Annotated in this window: 18 protein-coding genes; 6 read left to right on the top strand and 12 right to left on the bottom strand. The window is 72.1% G+C overall.

Features of this window, described 5'->3' with window-relative positions; translation table 11 throughout:
• From yjfF to FV233_RS23515, 11 genes are all read right to left on the bottom strand, one after another.
• Positions 1-1,005: galactofuranose ABC transporter, permease protein YjfF (gene yjfF / locus FV233_RS23560; protein ID WP_147898970.1), on the bottom strand; the 1,005-nt coding region annotated here is incomplete at its 3' end.
• Entirely contained in the window at positions 1,005-1,976 is a 972-nt protein-coding gene (locus tag FV233_RS23555; protein ID WP_147855140.1) for an ABC transporter permease, read from the bottom strand. The genes yjfF and FV233_RS23555, both read right to left, overlap by 1 nt.
• Complete coding sequence (locus FV233_RS23550) at positions 1,976-3,514, bottom strand: sugar ABC transporter ATP-binding protein (protein WP_147855139.1); 1,539 nt, start codon at positions 3,512-3,514, stop codon at positions 1,976-1,978. The genes FV233_RS23555 and FV233_RS23550 overlap by 1 nt, the downstream gene beginning before the upstream one ends.
• Before the next feature lie 27 nt (positions 3,515-3,541).
• On the bottom strand, positions 3,542-4,480 hold the full coding sequence (gene ytfQ / locus FV233_RS23545; RefSeq protein ID WP_281406493.1) for a galactofuranose ABC transporter, galactofuranose-binding protein YtfQ: 939 nt from the start codon (positions 4,478-4,480) through the stop codon (positions 3,542-3,544).
• Positions 4,481-5,055: 575 nt separating this feature from the next.
• On the bottom strand, positions 5,056-5,196 hold the full coding sequence (locus FV233_RS30590; RefSeq protein WP_187277737.1) for a hypothetical protein: 141 nt from the start codon (positions 5,194-5,196) through the stop codon (positions 5,056-5,058).
• Between the two features lie 216 nt (positions 5,197-5,412).
• Entirely contained in the window at positions 5,413-5,841 is a 429-nt protein-coding gene (locus tag FV233_RS23540) for a type II toxin-antitoxin system MqsA family antitoxin (protein ID WP_147855138.1), read from the bottom strand.
• A gap of 2 nt (positions 5,842-5,843) precedes the next feature.
• Positions 5,844-6,149 carry a type II toxin-antitoxin system MqsR family toxin gene (locus tag FV233_RS23535; protein WP_147855137.1) on the bottom strand — a complete coding sequence of 102 codons (306 nt, stop codon included), beginning with the start codon at positions 6,147-6,149 and terminating at the stop codon, positions 5,844-5,846.
• A 97-nt stretch (positions 6,150-6,246) separates the two neighbouring features.
• The gene (locus FV233_RS23530) at positions 6,247-8,505 is read right to left on the bottom strand and encodes a xanthine dehydrogenase family protein molybdopterin-binding subunit (RefSeq protein WP_147898969.1); all 2,259 of its coding nucleotides are present in this window, start codon (positions 8,503-8,505) and stop codon (positions 6,247-6,249) included.
• A gap of 11 nt (positions 8,506-8,516) precedes the next feature.
• Entirely contained in the window at positions 8,517-9,557 is a 1,041-nt protein-coding gene (locus FV233_RS23525) for a xanthine dehydrogenase family protein subunit M (RefSeq protein WP_147898968.1), read from the bottom strand.
• Positions 9,554-10,054 (bottom strand): (2Fe-2S)-binding protein, encoded by a 501-nt coding sequence (locus FV233_RS23520; protein WP_147856504.1) that lies wholly within the window; start codon positions 10,052-10,054, stop codon positions 9,554-9,556. The genes FV233_RS23525 and FV233_RS23520 overlap by 4 nt, the downstream gene beginning before the upstream one ends.
• A 121-nt stretch (positions 10,055-10,175) precedes the next feature.
• Positions 10,176-10,397, bottom strand: a complete 222-nt coding sequence (locus FV233_RS23515) for a DUF2945 domain-containing protein (protein ID WP_147856503.1) — start codon at positions 10,395-10,397, stop codon at positions 10,176-10,178.
• A gap of 155 nt (positions 10,398-10,552) precedes the next feature.
• On the opposite strand from FV233_RS23515, the gene FV233_RS23510 reads away from it, so the two are divergent.
• The 3 genes from FV233_RS23510 to FV233_RS31675 are packed head-to-tail and all read left to right on the top strand — an operon-like array spanning position 10,553 to position 11,115.
• On the top strand, positions 10,553-10,804 hold the full coding sequence (locus FV233_RS23510; protein ID WP_147856502.1) for a type II toxin-antitoxin system ParD family antitoxin: 252 nt from the start codon (positions 10,553-10,555) through the stop codon (positions 10,802-10,804).
• Positions 10,801-10,950 carry a hypothetical protein gene (locus FV233_RS31320; RefSeq protein WP_238262340.1) on the top strand — a complete coding sequence of 50 codons (150 nt, stop codon included), beginning with the start codon at positions 10,801-10,803 and terminating at the stop codon, positions 10,948-10,950. The genes FV233_RS23510 and FV233_RS31320 overlap by 4 nt, the downstream gene beginning before the upstream one ends.
• A 3-nt stretch (positions 10,951-10,953) precedes the next feature.
• Positions 10,954-11,115 (top strand): type II toxin-antitoxin system RelE/ParE family toxin, encoded by a 162-nt coding sequence (locus tag FV233_RS31675; RefSeq protein ID WP_281406518.1) that lies wholly within the window; start codon positions 10,954-10,956, stop codon positions 11,113-11,115.
• Between the two features lie 4 nt (positions 11,116-11,119).
• On the opposite strand, the gene FV233_RS23500 is transcribed toward FV233_RS31675, so the two are convergent.
• Positions 11,120-11,383, bottom strand: coding sequence for a hypothetical protein (locus tag FV233_RS23500; protein WP_147856501.1), 264 nt, complete (start codon positions 11,381-11,383; stop codon positions 11,120-11,122).
• A 187-nt stretch (positions 11,384-11,570) separates the two neighbouring features.
• Here FV233_RS23500 and FV233_RS23495 point away from each other — a divergent pair, with 187 nt between their 5' ends.
• From FV233_RS23495 to FV233_RS23485, 3 genes are all read left to right on the top strand, one after another.
• Positions 11,571-12,830 carry a histidine kinase dimerization/phosphoacceptor domain -containing protein gene (locus tag FV233_RS23495; RefSeq protein WP_187277858.1) on the top strand — a complete coding sequence of 420 codons (1,260 nt, stop codon included), beginning with the start codon at positions 11,571-11,573 and terminating at the stop codon, positions 12,828-12,830.
• A gap of 112 nt (positions 12,831-12,942) precedes the next feature.
• Positions 12,943-14,037 (top strand): efflux RND transporter periplasmic adaptor subunit, encoded by a 1,095-nt coding sequence (locus tag FV233_RS23490; RefSeq protein WP_147898967.1) that lies wholly within the window; start codon positions 12,943-12,945, stop codon positions 14,035-14,037.
• The coding region (locus tag FV233_RS23485) for an efflux RND transporter permease subunit (protein WP_187278211.1) at positions 14,030-16,793 on the top strand (2,764 nt) is incomplete at its 3' end. The genes FV233_RS23490 and FV233_RS23485, both read left to right, overlap by 8 nt.

The following is a 16,793-nucleotide window of genomic DNA, read 5'->3' as shown; positions in this document are numbered from 1 at the left end:
GGCTTCGACCGGCCGGCCGACCGGCTGTTCCGGGCGGGGGCGGGCGGCCCGGCCGGGGCGCCCGGCGAGGGCTACCGAGCCCTGCTGCAGGGCGATGAAGGCGAAGAGCAGCAGGCCGGTGGCGATCTTGGTCCACCAGCTCGACAGGGTGCCGTCGAAGGTGATGGCCGTCTGGATCAGGCCGCCGATCATGACGCCGAGGAACGTGCCCAGGATGCCGCCCTGGCCGCCGGTGAGCAGCGTGCCGCCGATCACCACCGCCGCGATGGCGTCGAGCTCGACGCCCACCGCCGAGAGCGGGGTGCCCGAGGCGGTGTCGAGGGAGAACACGATGCCGGCGAGCGCCGCGAGCAGGCTCGACAGGGCGTAGATCGCGATGGTGTTGCGCCCGACCCGCACGCCCATCAGCCCGGTGGTGTGGCGGCTGCCGCCCAGCGCGTAGACGGTGGCGCCGAAGCGCGTGGCGTGGAGCAGCACCCCGCCCACTAGGAACACGGCGAGCATCACGCAGGCCGTCAGGGTCAGCCGCCCGCCGCCGGGCAGGCTCACCGACAGGTCGGCGACCGCGCTGTAGAGCGGCGCGTTGATCGGCACCGACTCGGTGGAGAGCAGGAAGCCGGCGCCCCGGGCCAGGAACATGCCGGCCAGGGTCACGATGAAGGGCGGCATCTCGAAGACGTGGATCAGCGCGCCCATCGCGGCGCCGAACAGGGCGGCGGCCCCGAGCACGATCCCGAAGGCGGCGAGCGGCGGGATCCCCCAGCGGTCGATGGCGAGCGCCAGGAACACCGTGGTGAAGCCGACCACCGAGCCGACCGAGAGGTCGATGCCGCCCGAGATGATCACGAAGGTCGTGCCGACCGCGACGATGCCCAGGAAGGCGCTGTCGGTGAGCAGGTTGCCGACGACCCGGGTGGTCAGGAAGGCGGGGAACTGGGTCGCGCAGAGGACGTAGCCGGCCGCGAACAGGAGCGCGGCGACCAGGACCGGGAGGTTGCGGCTCATCACGGCTTCCGCAGCAGCAGGGTGAGGCCCGACAGGCGGGGCGACTGGACGAGGAGCACCGCCAGCACCACCGCGGCCTTGACCACGAGGTTCAGTTCCGGCGGCAGGCCGGAGAGCAGGATGCCGGTGTTCATCGCCTGGATGATGAAGGCCCCGAGCACCGCCAGCCACAGGCTGAACCGCCCACCGAGGAGCGACGAGCCGGCCACCACCACGGCCAGGATCGCGTCGAGCTCCAGCCACAGCCCGGCATTGTTGGCATCCGCCCCCAGGATGTCGGCCGCCGCGACCACGCCGGCCAGCGCCGCGCAGAGGCCGCTCCAGGCGTAGACCGCCACCGTCACCGACCGGGTGTCGATGCCGGCGAGCGCGCTGGCGCGGGCGTTGCCGCCGGTGGCCTCGATCATCAGGCCGAGCGCCGAGCCGCGCACCAAAGCCAGCGTCAGGAGCAGCATGGCGAGGACCAGCACCACCGGCATCGGCACGCCGAACAGCGCGCCGCCGCCCAGGAAGGCCAGCTCGGAGGACGCGAAGGTGACGATGCGCCCCTCGGTGATCAGCTGGGCGATGCCCCGGCCGGCGACCATCAGGATCAGGGTGGCGACGATCGGCTGGATCCGCAGGCTCGCCACCAGGAACCCGTTCCACAGGCCGCAGGCGAGCCCGGTACCGAGGGCGGCGGCGAGCACCACCGGCAGGGGGTAGCTGTCGGCCAGGCTCGCCGCGACCGCCCCGGCGATCGCCATCACGGCGCCCACCGACAGGTCGATGCCGCCGGTGGCGACCACCAGCACCATGCCGAGCGACAGCAGCGCCACCGGCGCGCCGCGGTTGAACACGTCGATCAGGCTGCCGAACAGGCGCCCGTCCTGGAGATGCACCGCGAGGAATTGCGGCGAGGCGAGGCGGTCGGCCAGGAGCACGGCCGCGAAGGCGAGGAGCTGGGGCGCTCCGGAGCGAAGGGCGCGCATCAGGCGGGTTCCAAAACCGGTGCGGATGCCGCCTCGGCGGCGATCGCCCGGAGGATGGCGGTGAGGTCGACCGCGCTGCCGGCGAGTTCGGCCACCTGGGCCCGGTCGCGCATCACGATCACCCGGTCGGAATAGGTCACGATTTCTTCCAGTTCCGAGGAGATCACCAGGAGGGCGAGCCCCTCGTCGCAAAGCCGGCGGATCAGCCGGATGATCTCCGCATGGGCCCCGACATCGATGCCCCGGGTCGGCTCGTCGAGGATCAGCAGGCGCGGCTCGGTGGCGAGCCAGCGCGCCAGCAGCGCCTTCTGCTGGTTGCCACCGGACAGGAGCCCGATCGGCCGTTCCGGATCGGGCGGCCGGATGTCGAGCATCGCGATGAAGGCGCGGGCGATCTTGTCCTGGGCCGCACGGCCCAGGGGCCGGAACGGGCCGCGCCGGGCCTGCAGGGCCAGCACGATGTTCTCCCGCACCGTCAGGTCGGCGACGATGCCCTCGGTCTTGCGCTCCTCCGGGCAGTAGCCGAACCGGTGGCGCAGGGCGTCCCGGGGTCCGGCGATCCGGACCGGCTCGCCGTCGAGCAGGATGCGTCCGCGATCGGCCCGCTCGGCGCCGAACAGCAGGCGGGCGGTCTCCGTCCGCCCGGAGCCGAGGAGGCCCGCGAGGCCGACCACCTCGCCGCTGCCCACCGTGAGGTCGATGGGCTGGAGGTAGCCGGCCTTGCCGAGCCCCTCGGCCTGCAGGACCGGCGTGCCGGATTTTTTCTGTGACGACCGGTCCGCCGGCTCCGCCCGCGCCTCGGTCTCGGCGAGGTCGTGGCCCAGCATCGTGTGCACGAGCTCGAGGCGCGGGAAGCGCGCGGTCTCGCGCTCCGTCACCAGCCGGCCGTTGCGCAGGACCGTGATGCGGTCGGTGATCGCGTAGACCTGCTCCAGGAAGTGGGTCACGAAGACGATGCCGATCCCCCGCTCGGCGAGGCGGCGCATCACGCCGAACAGCACCGTGACCTCGTGGGTGTCGAGGCTCGCGGTCGGCTCGTCGAGGATCAGGGCCCGGGCCGAGAGATCCACCGCCCGGGCGATCGCCACGAGGTGCTGCACCGCCACCGGATAGCGGCCGAGCGGCGCGCCGACATCGATCGACAGGCCGAAATCCGCGAGCAGCGCGGTAGCGCGCCGGCGCATCTCGCGAGTGCGCACGAGGCCGAACCGGGTCGGCTCGCGGCCCAGGAACAGGTTCTGCGCCACGGTGAGGTTCGGCAGCAGGCCGACCTCCTGGTAGACCGTGGCGATGCCGGCCCGGGACGCGGCTTCCGCCGAGCGCGGGGCAATCGGCGCGCCGTCGAGCCAGACCTCGCCGGCATCGCGCCGGACGACGCCGGTGAGCGTCTTGATGAAGGTGGACTTGCCGGCGCCGTTCTCGCCGAGGAGGGCGTGGATCTCTCCCCGGCGCAAGGTGAAGTCGACCCCTGCGAGGGCCTGGTGCCCGGCGAAGCTCTTCGAGAGCCCGCGGACGCTGAGCAGGACGGAATCGGGCACGATGCGATCGCAGCGGTCGGGGTCGCGTCAGTAGCCGAGGTTCTTCTTGCTGTTGTAGACCTTCATCGGGTCGTCCGCGGCCGTGTAGAGCTTCGACTCGGTCTGGATCCACTTGGGCGGGACGGTGCCCTTCTCCTTGTAGGCTTTCAGCACGTCGAAGGCGGGGCCGGCCATGTCGGGGGTGAGCTCCACGGTGGCGTTGGCCTCGCCCGCGGCGATCGCCTTGAAGATGTCGGGGACCGCGTCGATCGAGACCGTCAGGATCTCCTTGCCGGGCTTCAAGCCGGCCTCCTTCATCGCCTGGATGGCGCCGACCATCATGTCGTCGTTGTGGGCGTAGACCGCGCAGATCGAGCGGCCGCCCTCGGCCTTGATGAAGCTCTCCATCACCTCCTTGCCCTTGGCCCGGGTGAAGTCGCCGGTCTGGCTGCGCACGAGCTTCAGGTTGGCGTGGGGCGCGAGGGCGGCGTCAAAGCCCTTCTTGCGGTTGGTGGCGACGCTGGCGCCGACCGTGCCCTGGAGTTCGACCACGTTGCAGGGCTTCTCGCCGACCGTCTTGGCCAGCCACGCGCCGGCGACCCGGCCCTCCTCGACGCTGTCGGAGGTGACGGCGGTCAGGTAGAGGTCCTTGCCGGCGGGATCGATGTCGCGGTCGAGCAGGATCACCGGGATCTTCGCGTCGCGGGCTTCCTTGAGCACGGAATCCCAGCCGGTGGCGACCACGGGGGCGAGCAGGATCGCGTCGACCCCCTGCGCCACGAAGGACCGGATCGCCTTGATCTGGTTCTCCTGCTTCTGCTGCGCGTCGGCGATCTTGACCGTGATGCCGCGCTTCTTGGCCTCGTCCTTGGTCACCGTCGTCTCGGCGGCGCGCCAGCCGGATTCGGAACCGATCTGCGAGAACCCGACGGTCAGCGAGGCGGCCTGGGCCCCGCCGGCCCACGCCAGCATCGCGCCCGCGATCATGGCCTTGATGGAAATGGTGCCTCTCATCGACGTCCCCCCGTTCGAATGCAGCCGCCGCCTCTTCAGGACGATCGGTCGGCATATGTATGACATATGCGCGGAAGGTTGGATAGCCGGACGCGCCCGTGCTGTCACCTGCGTCAGCGCCGACGATCGCCGACGGGCCGTGTCAGACCGGATCATTTGTCTGATTTTTATGTGAGGCCAGCCTGGCCGGCTCCTGTGGATCATCCGTCCCGGTATGGGCCGCCATGTCGGGTTCGTTCGCGCTGTCCGACGGCATGTCCCCCGCTGCGCAATCCTGTCCCCGCTCGGCGACCCGACACGCGCATGCGCCCCGGCAACACGAGCATCGTTTCAAGAATCGGAACCGGAACGATGCTCTCGCCGCCAACGCCCGCCGCATCCAGTGGTGGACGGCGGGGAATGCCTATCTCCGGCCGGTCAGCCGTTCGAGGTGACCGGCGCCGCGCAGACGGTCTTCCCCGACTTCGGCACGCTTGGCCGGGTCGGAGCCGATCGCGGCCTGAGCGGGGGAGGGAAGAGGCACAGCCGAGCGGCTGCGCCTGCCGTCCTCAGATCGCGGTGCGCCGGGCGTCGAGCCAGCGGAGCGCAACGGCCGAGCCGAGCACGGCACCCTCAGCCGCGATCCCCGCTGCGGTGATTGTGAGGGCGTTCAGGATCGCGTCGCGCGCGGCGTCTGAATCAGGGGGCAAGGATCATGGCAACGACGGTCAGCGCCCCAGCGACCGGCAACAAGATCGTGCGGAACAGGCCTGTCAGGCATTCCGTTACGATCTGTGTCATCATGATCGGCACCCTATCCAGGTTTGCCGGCTACGATACTTCTGTGACCTTGCCGGGTGGGAGCACCCGATGATGACTCCACGGCCAGCAAGCCGCAAACCGTGGCGCGATCGGGATATGCTGTCTCAGACGACGTCCTGACGAAGTTCTTCGGCAAGCTCGGGATGCCGATCGAGGAGGCGCAACAACTGGCTGGTTGGGCCGCTCGGCTCGACCAAGCCGCGCTCATATTTGTCGAAGGCCGATTCCCCGACCTTCAGCAGGCTGCCCGCCTCGCGCTGGGAGAGGCGCAACTTCTTGCGCACCCGCCGGATCGTCGCGGGGGAGGGCAGACCTTCCACCTCCTCCTTAAGCGCTCGCAAAGCCGCATCCGTCACCGCCATGTCCTGTCCGACATGGACACCCGCACCATCTCCGTCTGGATAATAGCCCGGCAGATCGACGGTCCGAGTCCGTCCCCTGTAGGCGACAGTGAAGAGGCGCACGCCCCGGCGAAGGATCTCTCCAGTCTCGGGCGAGACCATCGTTCCCGGTAGAGCCGTCTCGATAGCCATGCTCATTTCTCCTTGAATGACATGACGGTGAACTCGGTCACGACATCGGCCTGGAATTTCACGTAGAGCGTCAGGCCTCGAGCGGGGACATGATAGACATCCTGCCAGACACGATGATCAGCATGGGTCGTCATCGACTTGAAGAACATGTCGCGTTCGATCCCAGCGATCGTTTCGACGACACCTGCTCGATCGAACCCCAATGAGAATGCGTTGCGGAGCGCCGTCGTCGTCATCGCAAGGGTATCTGTCGCTCCCAGCGCGACCTTGATGGCTTGGAGGTCGTAGGTTGGACGCCGCTTCTCCATAACCGCCGAATGCCACCTTAATGGTGGCAGAGCAAGAGAGATGGGCGAACGTCATAGCCCCGCGGGCGGGACCCTTACGGGGTGCCGCCCGCCGGAATCACCCCAAAAGCTTGTCCAGGGTGATCGGCATCTCGCGCACTCGCACGCCGGTGGCGTGCCAGACCGCGTTGGCGATGGCGCCCACCGTGCCGGTGATGCCGATCTCGCCGACGCCCTTCACCCCCAACGCGTTCACCACGGAATCCTCCTCGTGGACCAGGATCGCCTCCATGGCCGGGATGTCGGCGTTCACCGGCAGGTGGTACTCGGCCAGGTTGTCGTTGAGGAAGCGGCCGGTGCGCGGGTCCATCTCGGCCCGCTCGTGCAGGGCGAAGGACAGGCCCCAGATCATGCCGCCGTAATACTGGCTCTGGACCAGCCGCGGGTTGATCACCCGGCCGGCTGCGAAGGCGCCGACCAGCCGGCTGACCCGGATCTGGCCCAAGTCAGGATCGACCCGCACCTCGGCGAAGACCGCCCCGTGGGCGTGCATCGCGTAGGACTTTTGGGCCGCCGGGTCGGCTCCGGCCTTGCCCTGGCCCTCGATGCTGGCCCGCCCGGCCCGCTTGAGGATGTCGGCGAAGGACTCGCTCCGGCTCGAATCGTCCTGCCGGGTCAGGCGCCCGCCCGCCGCGGCGACGCCGGCATTGCCGGCGCCGTAAAGCGGGGAGGCGGGGTCGTCGGTGGCGAGCTTGGCCAGCTGGGCGATCACGTCCTGGGCGGCGGCGTGGATCGCGTTGCCGGCCGTGGCGGTGTGGCCGGAGCCGCCCGCGATGCCGGCATTCGGAAGATCGGACGACCCCATCCGGAAGGTGAGGGCCTCCATGCCGATCCCGAGCCCGTCGGCGGCGATCTGGGCGAGCGCGGTCCAGGCGCCCTGGCCCATGTCGATCGCCCCGAGCTCCACCGTGCCGGTGCCGTCGGCGCGGATCTCGGCCCGCGCCATGCCTTCGAAGATCAGGGCCGGGAAGGTGGCGGTGCCCATGCCGATGCCGACCAAAAAGCCGTCCTTGTCCCGGGTCTGACGGGGCTGGAGCGGGCGTCCGGCCCAGCCGAACGCCTCGGCGCCGCGCTGGTAGCACGCGCGCAGGGCCTTGGACGAGAACGGCTTGCCGGTGATCGGCTCGACCTCGGCGTAGTTGGCGAGCCGGAACTCCAGCGGGTCCATGCCGAGTTCGTGCGCCATCTCGTCCAGCGCGCTCTCGAGGGCGACGCTGCCGGTGGCCTCGCCCGGGGCACGCATGAACAGGGGCGTGCCGGTGTCGAGCCGCACCGCCTCGTGCCGGATCGCGATGGCCGGGCTGGCGTAGAGGGTGCTGGTCGCCCGGCCGGCCGGCTCGAAGAAGTCGTCGAAGCTCGAGGAGGCGGTGAGGATGTGGTGGTCGAGCGCCGTGAGCTTGCCGGCCGCGTCGGTGCCGAGGCGGAGCGTCTGCCGGGTCGGGCCGCGATGGCCCATCGGGCCGTACATCTGGGAGCGGGTCGGCACCAGCTTGACCGGCCGCCCGACCATCCGGGCCGCCATGCAGGCGAGCACCTGCGGCCCCGAGGGCACGCCCTTCGAGCCGAAGCCGCCGCCGAGATAGGGGCTCTCGATGTGGATGTCGTCGGGCTTGATCCCGAACAGCCCGGCGAGCCGGCCTTGCGAGATCGCCAGCCCCTGGGTCGGCATGTGCAGGGTCAGCCGGTCGCCGTCCCACTGGGCCAGGGCCGCGTGGGGCTCCATGGCGTTGTGGTACTGGGCCGGGGTCTCGTAGGTGGCCGCGATGGTGCGCGACGCGGATGCCAGGCCCGCCTCGACGTCGCCGTCGCTCTCGGACGGGGCCGCGCCGACGCCCACCGAATCCGGGGTGAATACCTCGCCGGAATCGAGGCCGATGCGCGGCGTCTCGCTCGCGTAGGTCGGCGCCAGCAGGCGCGCGCCCTCGGTGGCGGCCTCCAGGGTCTCGGCGATCACCACGGCGATCGGCTGGTTGGCGTAGCGGACCCGGTCGTTCTGCAGCAGGTCCAGGCGGAAGATGAACGGCCCGGCCTTGGCGTCCGGGTCCTGGGCGAGTTTCGGGGCGTTCTCCGGGGTCATCACCGCGACGACGCCGGGATGGGCCTCGGCAGCGGACCGGTTCAGGCCGGTGACCCGGCCCTTGGCGATCCGGGCGACGCAGAGCGCCGCGTGCAGCGTGCCGGGGGGCAGGTTGTCGGCGGAGAACCTTGCCTGGCCGGTCACCTTGAGCGGGCCGTCCCGCCGGGTCAGCGGCTGGCCGATGCTGGAGCCGTGGCGGGTGCCGGCGGCGGAGGTCTGGGGTGTGGCGGTCGCGGTCATGCGGTCTGTCCTCAGACGATGCCGAACGGGGAGGCGGGAAGCGCCGGGATCCGCGCGGGCGTCCCGGCGGCCGCCAGCGTCAGCGCCCGGACCGCGACGCGGCGGGCGAGTTCGATCTTGAAGGCGTTGGCCTCGCCGGTGGGCTTGGCGCCGTCGAGGGCCAGGGCGGCGGCCCGGGCGTAGGCCTCGGGGGAGGGCGCCTGGCCGGCGAGCGCCGCCTCGGCCGCCTCGACCCGCCAGGGCTTGAGCGCCAGCCCGCCGAAGGCGAGCCGGGCTCGGCCGATCTTTTGGCCGTCGAGCGTGAGGGCGGCGGCGGCCGAGACCACCGCGAACGCGTAGGAGGTGCGGTCGCGGACCTTGAGGTAGCGGGCGTTGCCCTGGAACGACGCCGCCTCGGGGGGCAGCCGCACCGCGGTGATCAGCTCGGCCGGGCGCAGCGCCGTCTCGTGCTCCGGATGGTCGCCGGGGAGAGTGTGGAACGCGGTCAGCGGCACCTCCCGGGCGCCGTCCGGCCCGGCGATCTCGACCACCGCGTCGAGGGCGGCGAGCGGCACGCAGAAATCGGACGGGTTGGTGGCGATGCAGTGCTCGCTCCAGCCCTGGACGGCGTGGATCCGGGTGGCGTGCCCCAAAGCCGCGCAGCCGGAGCCGGGCTCGCGCTTGTTGCAAGGCGAGACCGCGTCGGTGAAGAACGGGCAGCGGGTGCGCTGCATCAGGTTGCCGCCCACGGTGGCGGCGTTGCGCAGCTGCGCCGAGGCGCCGGCCAGCAGGGCCTCGGCCACCATCGGGTAGGTTTTTTCGATCCTCGGGTCGTAGGCGAGGTCGCTGTTGCGCACGAGGGCGCCGATCCGGGTGCCGCCGTCCGGCAGGGGCTCGATGCTGGAGAGACCCGGCAGCCGGGTGATGTCGACGATCCGGGCGGGGGCGGTGACGCCGCCCTTCATCAGGTCGACCAGGTTGGTGCCGGCGGCGAGATAGGCGGTGTCGGGAAGCTGCCCGGCCGCGACGGCCTCCGGCAGGCTCGCGGGGCGGATGTAGTCGAAGTTCCTCACGCCGCGTCCTCCCGATGCTCGACCTGTCCGGTGGGGCGCGACGCCTCCTGCACCGCGTCGAGGATGCCGGCATAGGCGCCGCAGCGGCAGAGGTTGCCGCTCATGCCCTCGCGGATGCGCTCGGGATCGGTGCCGGCCTGGCCCTCGCGGATCAGTCCGACAGCGCTCATGATCTGGCCCGGGGTGCAGAAGCCGCACTGGAAGCCGTCATGGGCGATGAAGGCCGCCTGGACCGGATGCAGCCGATCGCCCTCGGCCAGACCCTCGATGGTCAGGATCTCGGCCCCGTCGAGGCTCACGGCGAGGGTGAGGCAGGCATTGATCCGCCGCCCGTCCACCAGCACCGTGCAGGCGCCGCACTGGCCGCGGTCGCAGCCCTTCTTGGCGCCCGTCAGGCCGAGCCGCTCGCGCAGGAGGTCGAGGAGGGTGACGCGCGGATCGTCGAGGGCGATCTCGCGGGCTTGCCCGTTCAGGGTAAGCCGGAGGGGAATATTCATGCTGGGTCCCGGCTGGCAAAGGCTGGAACCGTTACAGATAGCCGGGAGCCCGCCCCCGGCGAGGCCCGGGGCGGGGATCATGTGCGCCACCTCACACCGCGGGGCGCCTGCGCGGATCGGCTTACTTGACCGTGACCTCGGAGACGGACTTCAGGACCGTCTTGCCCTTGGCGGTCTCGATCTCCACGGCGGGCTCGTCCTTCGAGGCCGCGCGCTTGACCGTGTTGCCCTTGATCGTCTTCTCGACGTCCTTGGTGTGGACCTTGGTCACTTCGCCTTCGACGGAGCCCTTGCCCCACGTGTAGGTCACGTCGTCCCCGGCCTTCACGTCCGCCTTGCTCATCCGCGCGCTCCATCGTCTGGTGCGGGAGAAGGCCGCCGGGGGCGGGGGCGTTCCCGGGCTTCCACGGCCGGGATGCCGCAGGCCCGGGCGCGACGGGGTACCCCGGACGGCGCGATCTCTGGTATCCTGCCGGGTATCCTGAGGAGGGTGGCGCCATGGACGTCTGCGTCGAGGATCGCTGGCAGGGCTTCATCGAGCGCGTCATTCGCGAGGGCCGCTACGGCTCGGCGAACGATGTGGTGCGGGAGGGGCTGCGCTTGGTCGCGGAGCGTGAAGCCCGGCTACAAGCCCTGCGCGAGACCCTCGACGCCTCCATTGCGGCCGGCGGTCAGGTCAGCGAGGCCGAGATCGATGCGGCTCTGGACGCCGCGGATCGCGCGTTGGAGGCGCGCGGCTTCGGGGAATGAGACGCGTCGTCTTCTTGGCCGCTGCGCAGGCGGATCTCGTCGACATCCTCGTTCGCGTCACGGAAGCCAGCGGCAGTCGCGCGACCGGCCGCAAGGTGGTGGCGAGCCTGCGTGCGCATTGTCATAAGTTCGCGGCGTTGCCCTGAACGCTGGGGCGTCCCAGACCGGATCTGAGACCCGATATCCGCAGCTTTCCGCACCGAAATTACGTGATCTATTTCCGGGTCCGCGACGACGTGCTCGAAGTGATCAACATCCTGCACAGCCGCCGCGATCTCGCGGACCGCTTCGCATCGCCGGAGGAGCCGTAGCCCTTCAGCGCCCGACTTCCCCGCGCAAAGCCGCGACCATCGCCTCCACGGTCGCCTGGGCGGTGTCGCCGAGGTCGATGTCGGTCTCGCCGGCGGTGACGAGGCCGCGCTCCTCCAGCTCCTTCACGCCCACCGGGTCGGCCTCGTGGCCGGCGCCGTCCTTGCGGATGACCGAGGTGACCCGCTCGCCGCTGACCAGGCGGTGATAGGCCGCGAAGGCGAAGATCGAGAGCGCCTTGTCGGAGAGTCCGTTCACATCGTCGGCCATGGTGCCATCCTTCGAGACGGGCGGGACTGACGGAACGCCGCCCGGCGCCGGCGGGGTCCGGGGGCGGCAAGGGGTGCGACGATCCGGTGCGACGATCCGGTGCGACGACGGGGGCGCCGGCGAAGCGTGGCCGGACCGACAAGCCGGCTTCGCCCCGGGCCGCGCTTCCTGCTACTCTGCCGCCCTCATGACTGCGACAGGCGACCAGACCGAAGTGGAACTCAGCCCCGACGCGCCGGCGGATCCCGCCGCGCCCGGCCTCGCGCCCCCCGATCTCGGCTACCGCCTGCGCCAGCAGGTGATCCTGTCCGCGTTCGGGGTCGAGGCCCTGCGCGGCACCGATGTCGACCACCTGCTGCAGCGGGCCGCGGAGCTGTGCGCCCAGGGGATGGGCGCGGAGTTCTGCAAGGCGCTGGAATACCGCCGCGGCGAGGACACGCTGCTGGTGCGCGCCGGCGTCGGCTGGGGGCCGGACGTGATCGGGCAGGCCCGGGTCGGGGCCGACCTCGCCTCCCCGGCGGGCTTCGCCCTCAAGACCGGCCGGCCGGTGATCTCGAACCACCTGGCCGAGGAGACCCGGTTCCGCACGCCCCAGCTCATGGCCGATCACGGCATCCGCCGGGCGATCAACGTGCTGATCGAGAACCGGGACGGCGCCTTCGGGGTGCTGGAGGTGGACGACACCCGCGAGGGCATGTTCGAGGAGGCCGACATCGCCTTCATGCAGGGCTTCGCTAACCTGCTCGGCGGCGCCATCGAGCGCCAGCGCACCGAGAGCCTGCTGCGCGCAGCTCTCGCCCGGCAGGACCTGCTCGCCCGCGAGATGAGCCACCGGGTCAAGAACAGCCTCGCCATCGTGGCGAGCCTGCTCGCCCTCCAGGCCCGCGCTGCCGAGGCGGAGCCCGCCGTGCAGGCGGCCCTGTCGGATGCGCGAAGCCGCGTCGAGGCGATCGCCGGCGTCCACGACCAGCTCTGGCGCCAGGACGACCGGGCCGGCGAGAAGGCCGGGGACGGGGAGGGCGTGCCCGGGGAGCTCGACCTCGCGCCGTTCCTGGAGAAGCTGGTGGCCAATCTCGACAGCGGCGCGCCGGGCCTGCGCCTCACCTGCACGGCGGTACCACAGCGGATCTCGGCGGACCGGGCGATCCCGATCGGGCTCCTGGTCAACGAGCTCGTCACCAACGCGCTCAAATACGCCTACCCGCCCGAGACCCATCCGGACGGCGGCGCGATCCGGGTCCGGGCCGAGCGCGAGCTCGACACCCTGGTGGTCGAGGTCGCCGACGACGGCGTCGGGCTGCCGGCGGATTTCGAGATCGGCCGCGCCTCGAAGAGCCTCGGCATGCGGGTGGTCGGCAGCCTGACCCGGCAGCTCGGCGGCACCCTGACGGTGCCGCAGGCGGGGCAGGGCGCCTGCTTCCGGCTCGACGTGCCCCTGGAGACCTGAGCCGCCATCCGGCGCCCGCGCTCAAGTTCAGGTAGATTCGGACGAAGAAACCGGGCAAAAGTGGCAATCGCTGCCGGGGTCGCCCGGGGTTGGCGCTTGCGGAGGGAACGGGATGCGACGGCGGCGCGTGCTGCTGGCAGGGCTGGCCCTGGCGAGCGTCCTCGGCCTCGTCGCCCTCTCCGGGCCGGACCTGCGCCAGCGGGGCGCGCCCCTGCTCGCCGCCTGGGACGGCCTCGTCACCCCTTTCCTGCCCGCCGCGCCCGCCGCCCCGGAGCCGAAGGCGAATGCGCGGGTCGCCGTCGAGGATGGCCGCGCGATCGTGCGGCTCACCCCGGAGGAGCGCGCCCGGGTCGGCCTCGAGACCGCCATCCTGCCGGCCAAACCCCACCGCCAGGAGCTGACCGCCTATGGCAGCGTCCTCGACCTCGCCCGGGTCACCGAGCTGACCAACGCCTATGCCGGCGCGGTGGCCGGGCTCCAGACCGCCCGGGCCCGGGCCGAGGTCTCGGCCAGCGCCGCGCGACGGGCCCGCAGCCTCGGCCCCGGCACCATGGCGGCCGCCCAGATCGAGACCGTCGAGGCCACCGTGCTGACCGACCGGGCCGCCGTCACGGCCGCCGAATCGCAGCTGCGCACCCTGGCCGCCACCGCCCAGCAGGAATGGGGCCCGGTGCTCGGCCGGGGCATCGTCGAGCGCGGGCCGCTGGTCACCCGCCTGATCGAGCGCGCCGACTTCCTGATGCAGGTGACCCTGCCGCCGGGCGAGGTCCTGAACCCGGCCCCGGACGCGGCCTTCGCGGAGGTGCCGCCGCAGAGCGTCCGGGTGCCCCTGCGCCTGGTCTCCCCGGCGACCCGCACCGATCCCCGGATCCAGGGGCAGAGTTTTTTCTATCTCGTCTCCGGGGCGGGCGGCCTCCTGCCCGGCATGAGCACGATGGCGTTCCTGCCCGCCGCCCGCTCGGCCACCGGGGTGCTGGTCCCGGAGGACGCGGTGGTGCACGGGGAGGGGGGGACCTGGGTCTACCGGGGCGTGCCGCAGGGCGGATTCGTCCGCCACCCGGTCCGGGCCGACGCGCCGCTCTCGGCCGATGCCTTCGTGGTCGAGGACCTGCCCGACGGCAGCGAGATCGTGCTCAGGGGCGGCCAGGCGCTGCTCTCCGAGGAGATGAAGGGCCAGATCCGGGTCTCCGGCGACGACGATGATTGAGCGGCTCACGGGCGGCCCCCAGGCCGGGCTGGTCGGGTTCGCGGTGCGCCGGCCGCGCGTGGTGCTGGCCCTGGCCTGCGCGCTCCTGGCGTTCGGGCTCTACGCCCTGCGCAGCGCCCGCTACGACGTGTTCCCGGAATTCGCGCCGCCCACCGTGACGATCCAGACCGAGGCGCCCGGCCTCGATCCGGAGCAGGTCGAGGTCCTGGTCACCCAGGCGATCGAGGGGGCGGTGGGCGGCCTGCCCGGGCTGGAGACCCTGCGCTCCTCCTCGATCCAGGGCCTGTCGGTGATCAGCGCCGCGTTCCGGGCCGGCAGCGACGTCGACCGGGTGCGCCAGCGGGTCAACGAGCGGCTGGCGGCCCTGGCCGGACGGCTGCCCCAGGGCGTGATGGCGCCCGCCATGACGGCGCTGACCTCCTCGACCTCGACGGTGCTGCTGATCGGGCTGACCTCGGACAGCCGCAGCGCCATGGACCTGCGCACGCTGGCCGACTGGACGGTCCGGCTGCGCCTCCAGGCGGTGCCGGGCATCGCGCAAGTCTCGGTCTACGGCGGCGGCGTGCGTTCGCTCCAGGTGCAGGTCCGCCCCGACGACCTGATCCGCTACCGGGTCGGGCTCAACGACGTGCTGGCGGCCGCCCGCAAGGCCACGGGGGTGCGGGGCGCCGGCTTCGTGGACACGCCGAGCCAGCGGGTGGTCCTGCGCACCGAGGGGCAGTCGCTCACCCCGGAGGCGCTGGGGCGCACCGTGCTGGTCAACGAGGGCGGGGCGAGCGTGGTGCTGGCCGACGTCGCCACAATCCTGGCGGCCCCCGAGCCGGCGATCGGCGCCGCCCTGGTCGACGGCAAGCCCGGCGTGCTGCTGATGGTCGGCGCCCAGGTCGGCGTCGACACCAGGACGGTCACCGGCCGGCTGGAGGCGGCCCTGGCGGAGCTGCGGCCGGCTCTGGCCCGGGCCGGAATCGGCCTGCACGCCGACCTGTTCCGGCCGGCCAACTTCGTCGACGTCGCCAACGGCAACGTCCTGCAGGCGCTGCTGCTGGGCGGCGCCCTGGTGGTGGTCGTCCTGCTGGTCTTCCTGGCCGACTGGCGCACGGCCCTGATCAGCGCGGCCGCGATCCCGCTCTCGCTGATCGCCGCGGCGCTCGCCCTCCAGGCCTGGGGCGAGAGCCTCAACACCATGACGCTCGGCGGGCTGGCGCTCGCCATCGGCGAGGTGGTGGACGACGCGGTGATCGGCGTCGAGAACGTCGCCCGGCGCCTGCGCGAGAGCCGGGCGAAGGGCCGGGCAGAGGGCTGGGAAGCCGGCGCGGCCCGGGTGGTGTTCGACGCCATCCTGGAGGTGCGCGGCGCGGTCGCGTACGCGACCCTGGCGGTGCTGCTGATGTTCCTGCCGGTGCTGGCGCTCACCGGCGTCGCCGGCCGCCTGTTCGGCCCCCTGGCGCTCGCCTACATCGCCGCCGTGCTGGCCTCGCTGCTGGTGGCGCTGACGGTGACCCCCGCCCTCGCCCTGCTTCTGCTCGCCGGGCCCGGGGCGACCGCGGCCGCCGACCCGCCGGTGGTGCGCCTCTGCCGGGGGGCCTACCGGGGGCTGCTCAGCTGGATCGGGCGGGTGCCGCGCACCGCGATCGCCCTGAGCGCGCTCGCGGTGCTGGCCGGTTTGGCCCTGGTGCCGCGGCTGGGCGCCAGCTTCCTGCCCGACCTGAAGGAGGGCCACCTGATCCTGCACATGGCGGCTTCCCCCGGCACCGCCCTGCAGGAATCCGAGCGCCTGGGCGGCCTGATCACCGCGGGCCTCAAGGCCATCCCCGGGGTCCGGACCGTGGCGGCGCAGATCGGCCGGGCCGAGGCCGGGCAGGACACCGCCGGCACCCATTACAGCGAGATCCATATCGACCTCGAACCCGGCCTCGACGGCGCGGCCCAGCGGGCCACGGAAGCCGGGATCCGCGCCCTCACGGCCGGCTTCCCGGGGGCGGCCTTCTCGCTCAAGACCTTCCTGACCGAGCGGATCGAGGAGACGGTCTCGGGCCACACCGCCCCCGTGGTGGTCAACCTCGTCGGCGACGACCTGCCCCGGATCGAGGCCGCCGCCCGCGCGGTGGCGCGCGAACTCGCCGAGGTGCGGGGGGCCCGGGACGTGCAGCTCGCCGCCCCGGCCGGGCTGCCGCAGGTGACCGCCTCCTTACGCCCCGCGGACCTGCGCCACTGGGGCCTCGACGCGATCGAGGTGCTGGAGGCGGTGCGCACCGCCTACCAGGGCGACACGGTCGGCCAGACCTATGTCGGCAACGCGGTGTTCAACGTGCTGGTGATCCTCGACGCCCGGTCCCGCGGCCGGATCAGCGCGCTGGGCGACCTGCCCCTGCGCAATCCGGGCGGGCGCTACGTCCGGCTGTCCCAGGTCGCCGACATCTACGAGAGCACCGGCCGCTACCAGGTCCAGCACCAGGGCGCCCAGCGGGTCCAGACCGTGACGGCGGGTGTCGAGGGCCGGGACGTGGCCGGCTTCGTGGCGGCGGCGCGCGCCAAGATCGCCCGGTCGGTGCGCCTGCCGGAGGGCGTCTACGTCGCCTTCGCGGGGGCCGCGGAGGCGCAGGCGCAGGCCCGCACCGACCTCCTCGCCCATGCCGCGCTCGCCGGGTTCGGCATCGTGCTGCTGCTCGCCGTGGTGACCGGGTCGGGGGCCAACCTGCTGCTGGTGCTGGTGACCCTGCCCTTCGCGGGGCTGGGCGGGGTGGTCGCGATCGTGC

Source organism: Methylobacterium sp. WL7 (genome assembly GCF_008040085.1).
GTDB classification, from domain to species: domain Bacteria; phylum Pseudomonadota; class Alphaproteobacteria; order Rhizobiales; family Beijerinckiaceae; genus Methylobacterium; species Methylobacterium mesophilicum.
The sequence above is the reverse complement of the archived record's forward strand: the minus strand, read 5'-3'. Positions and strand labels throughout refer to the sequence as shown.

What these genes read in the sequence shown, in the direction of transcription:
- ytfQ (WP_281406493.1), bottom strand. Translation starts at nt 4,480, where the DNA reads ATGATCGCGGGCGCGATGCTGGCGTGGGCCGGCGGGGCCCAGGCCGCC.
- FV233_RS31320 (WP_238262340.1), top strand. Translation starts at nt 10,801, where the DNA reads ATGAGACGCGTCGTCTTCTTGGCCGCTGCGCAGGCGGATCTCGTCGAC.
- FV233_RS23510 (WP_147856502.1), top strand. Translation starts at nt 10,553, where the DNA reads ATGGACGTCTGCGTCGAGGATCGCTGGCAGGGCTTCATCGAGCGCGTC.
- FV233_RS23555 (WP_147855140.1), bottom strand. Translation starts at nt 1,976, where the DNA reads ATGCGCGCCCTTCGCTCCGGAGCGCCCCAGCTCCTCGCCTTCGCGGCC.
- FV233_RS23490 (WP_147898967.1), top strand. Translation starts at nt 12,943, where the DNA reads ATGCGACGGCGGCGCGTGCTGCTGGCAGGGCTGGCCCTGGCGAGCGTC.
- FV233_RS23500 (WP_147856501.1), bottom strand. Translation starts at nt 11,383, where the DNA reads ATGGCCGACGATGTGAACGGACTCTCCGACAAGGCGCTCTCGATCTTC.
- FV233_RS23520 (WP_147856504.1), bottom strand. Translation starts at nt 10,054, where the DNA reads ATGAATATTCCCCTCCGGCTTACCCTGAACGGGCAAGCCCGCGAGATC.
- FV233_RS23535 (WP_147855137.1), bottom strand. Translation starts at nt 6,149, where the DNA reads ATGGAGAAGCGGCGTCCAACCTACGACCTCCAAGCCATCAAGGTCGCG.
- FV233_RS23540 (WP_147855138.1), bottom strand. Translation starts at nt 5,841, where the DNA reads ATGGCTATCGAGACGGCTCTACCGGGAACGATGGTCTCGCCCGAGACT.
- FV233_RS23530 (WP_147898969.1), bottom strand. Translation starts at nt 8,505, where the DNA reads ATGACCGCGACCGCCACACCCCAGACCTCCGCCGCCGGCACCCGCCAC.
- FV233_RS23515 (WP_147856503.1), bottom strand. Translation starts at nt 10,397, where the DNA reads ATGAGCAAGGCGGACGTGAAGGCCGGGGACGACGTGACCTACACGTGG.
- FV233_RS23495 (WP_187277858.1), top strand. Translation starts at nt 11,571, where the DNA reads ATGACTGCGACAGGCGACCAGACCGAAGTGGAACTCAGCCCCGACGCG.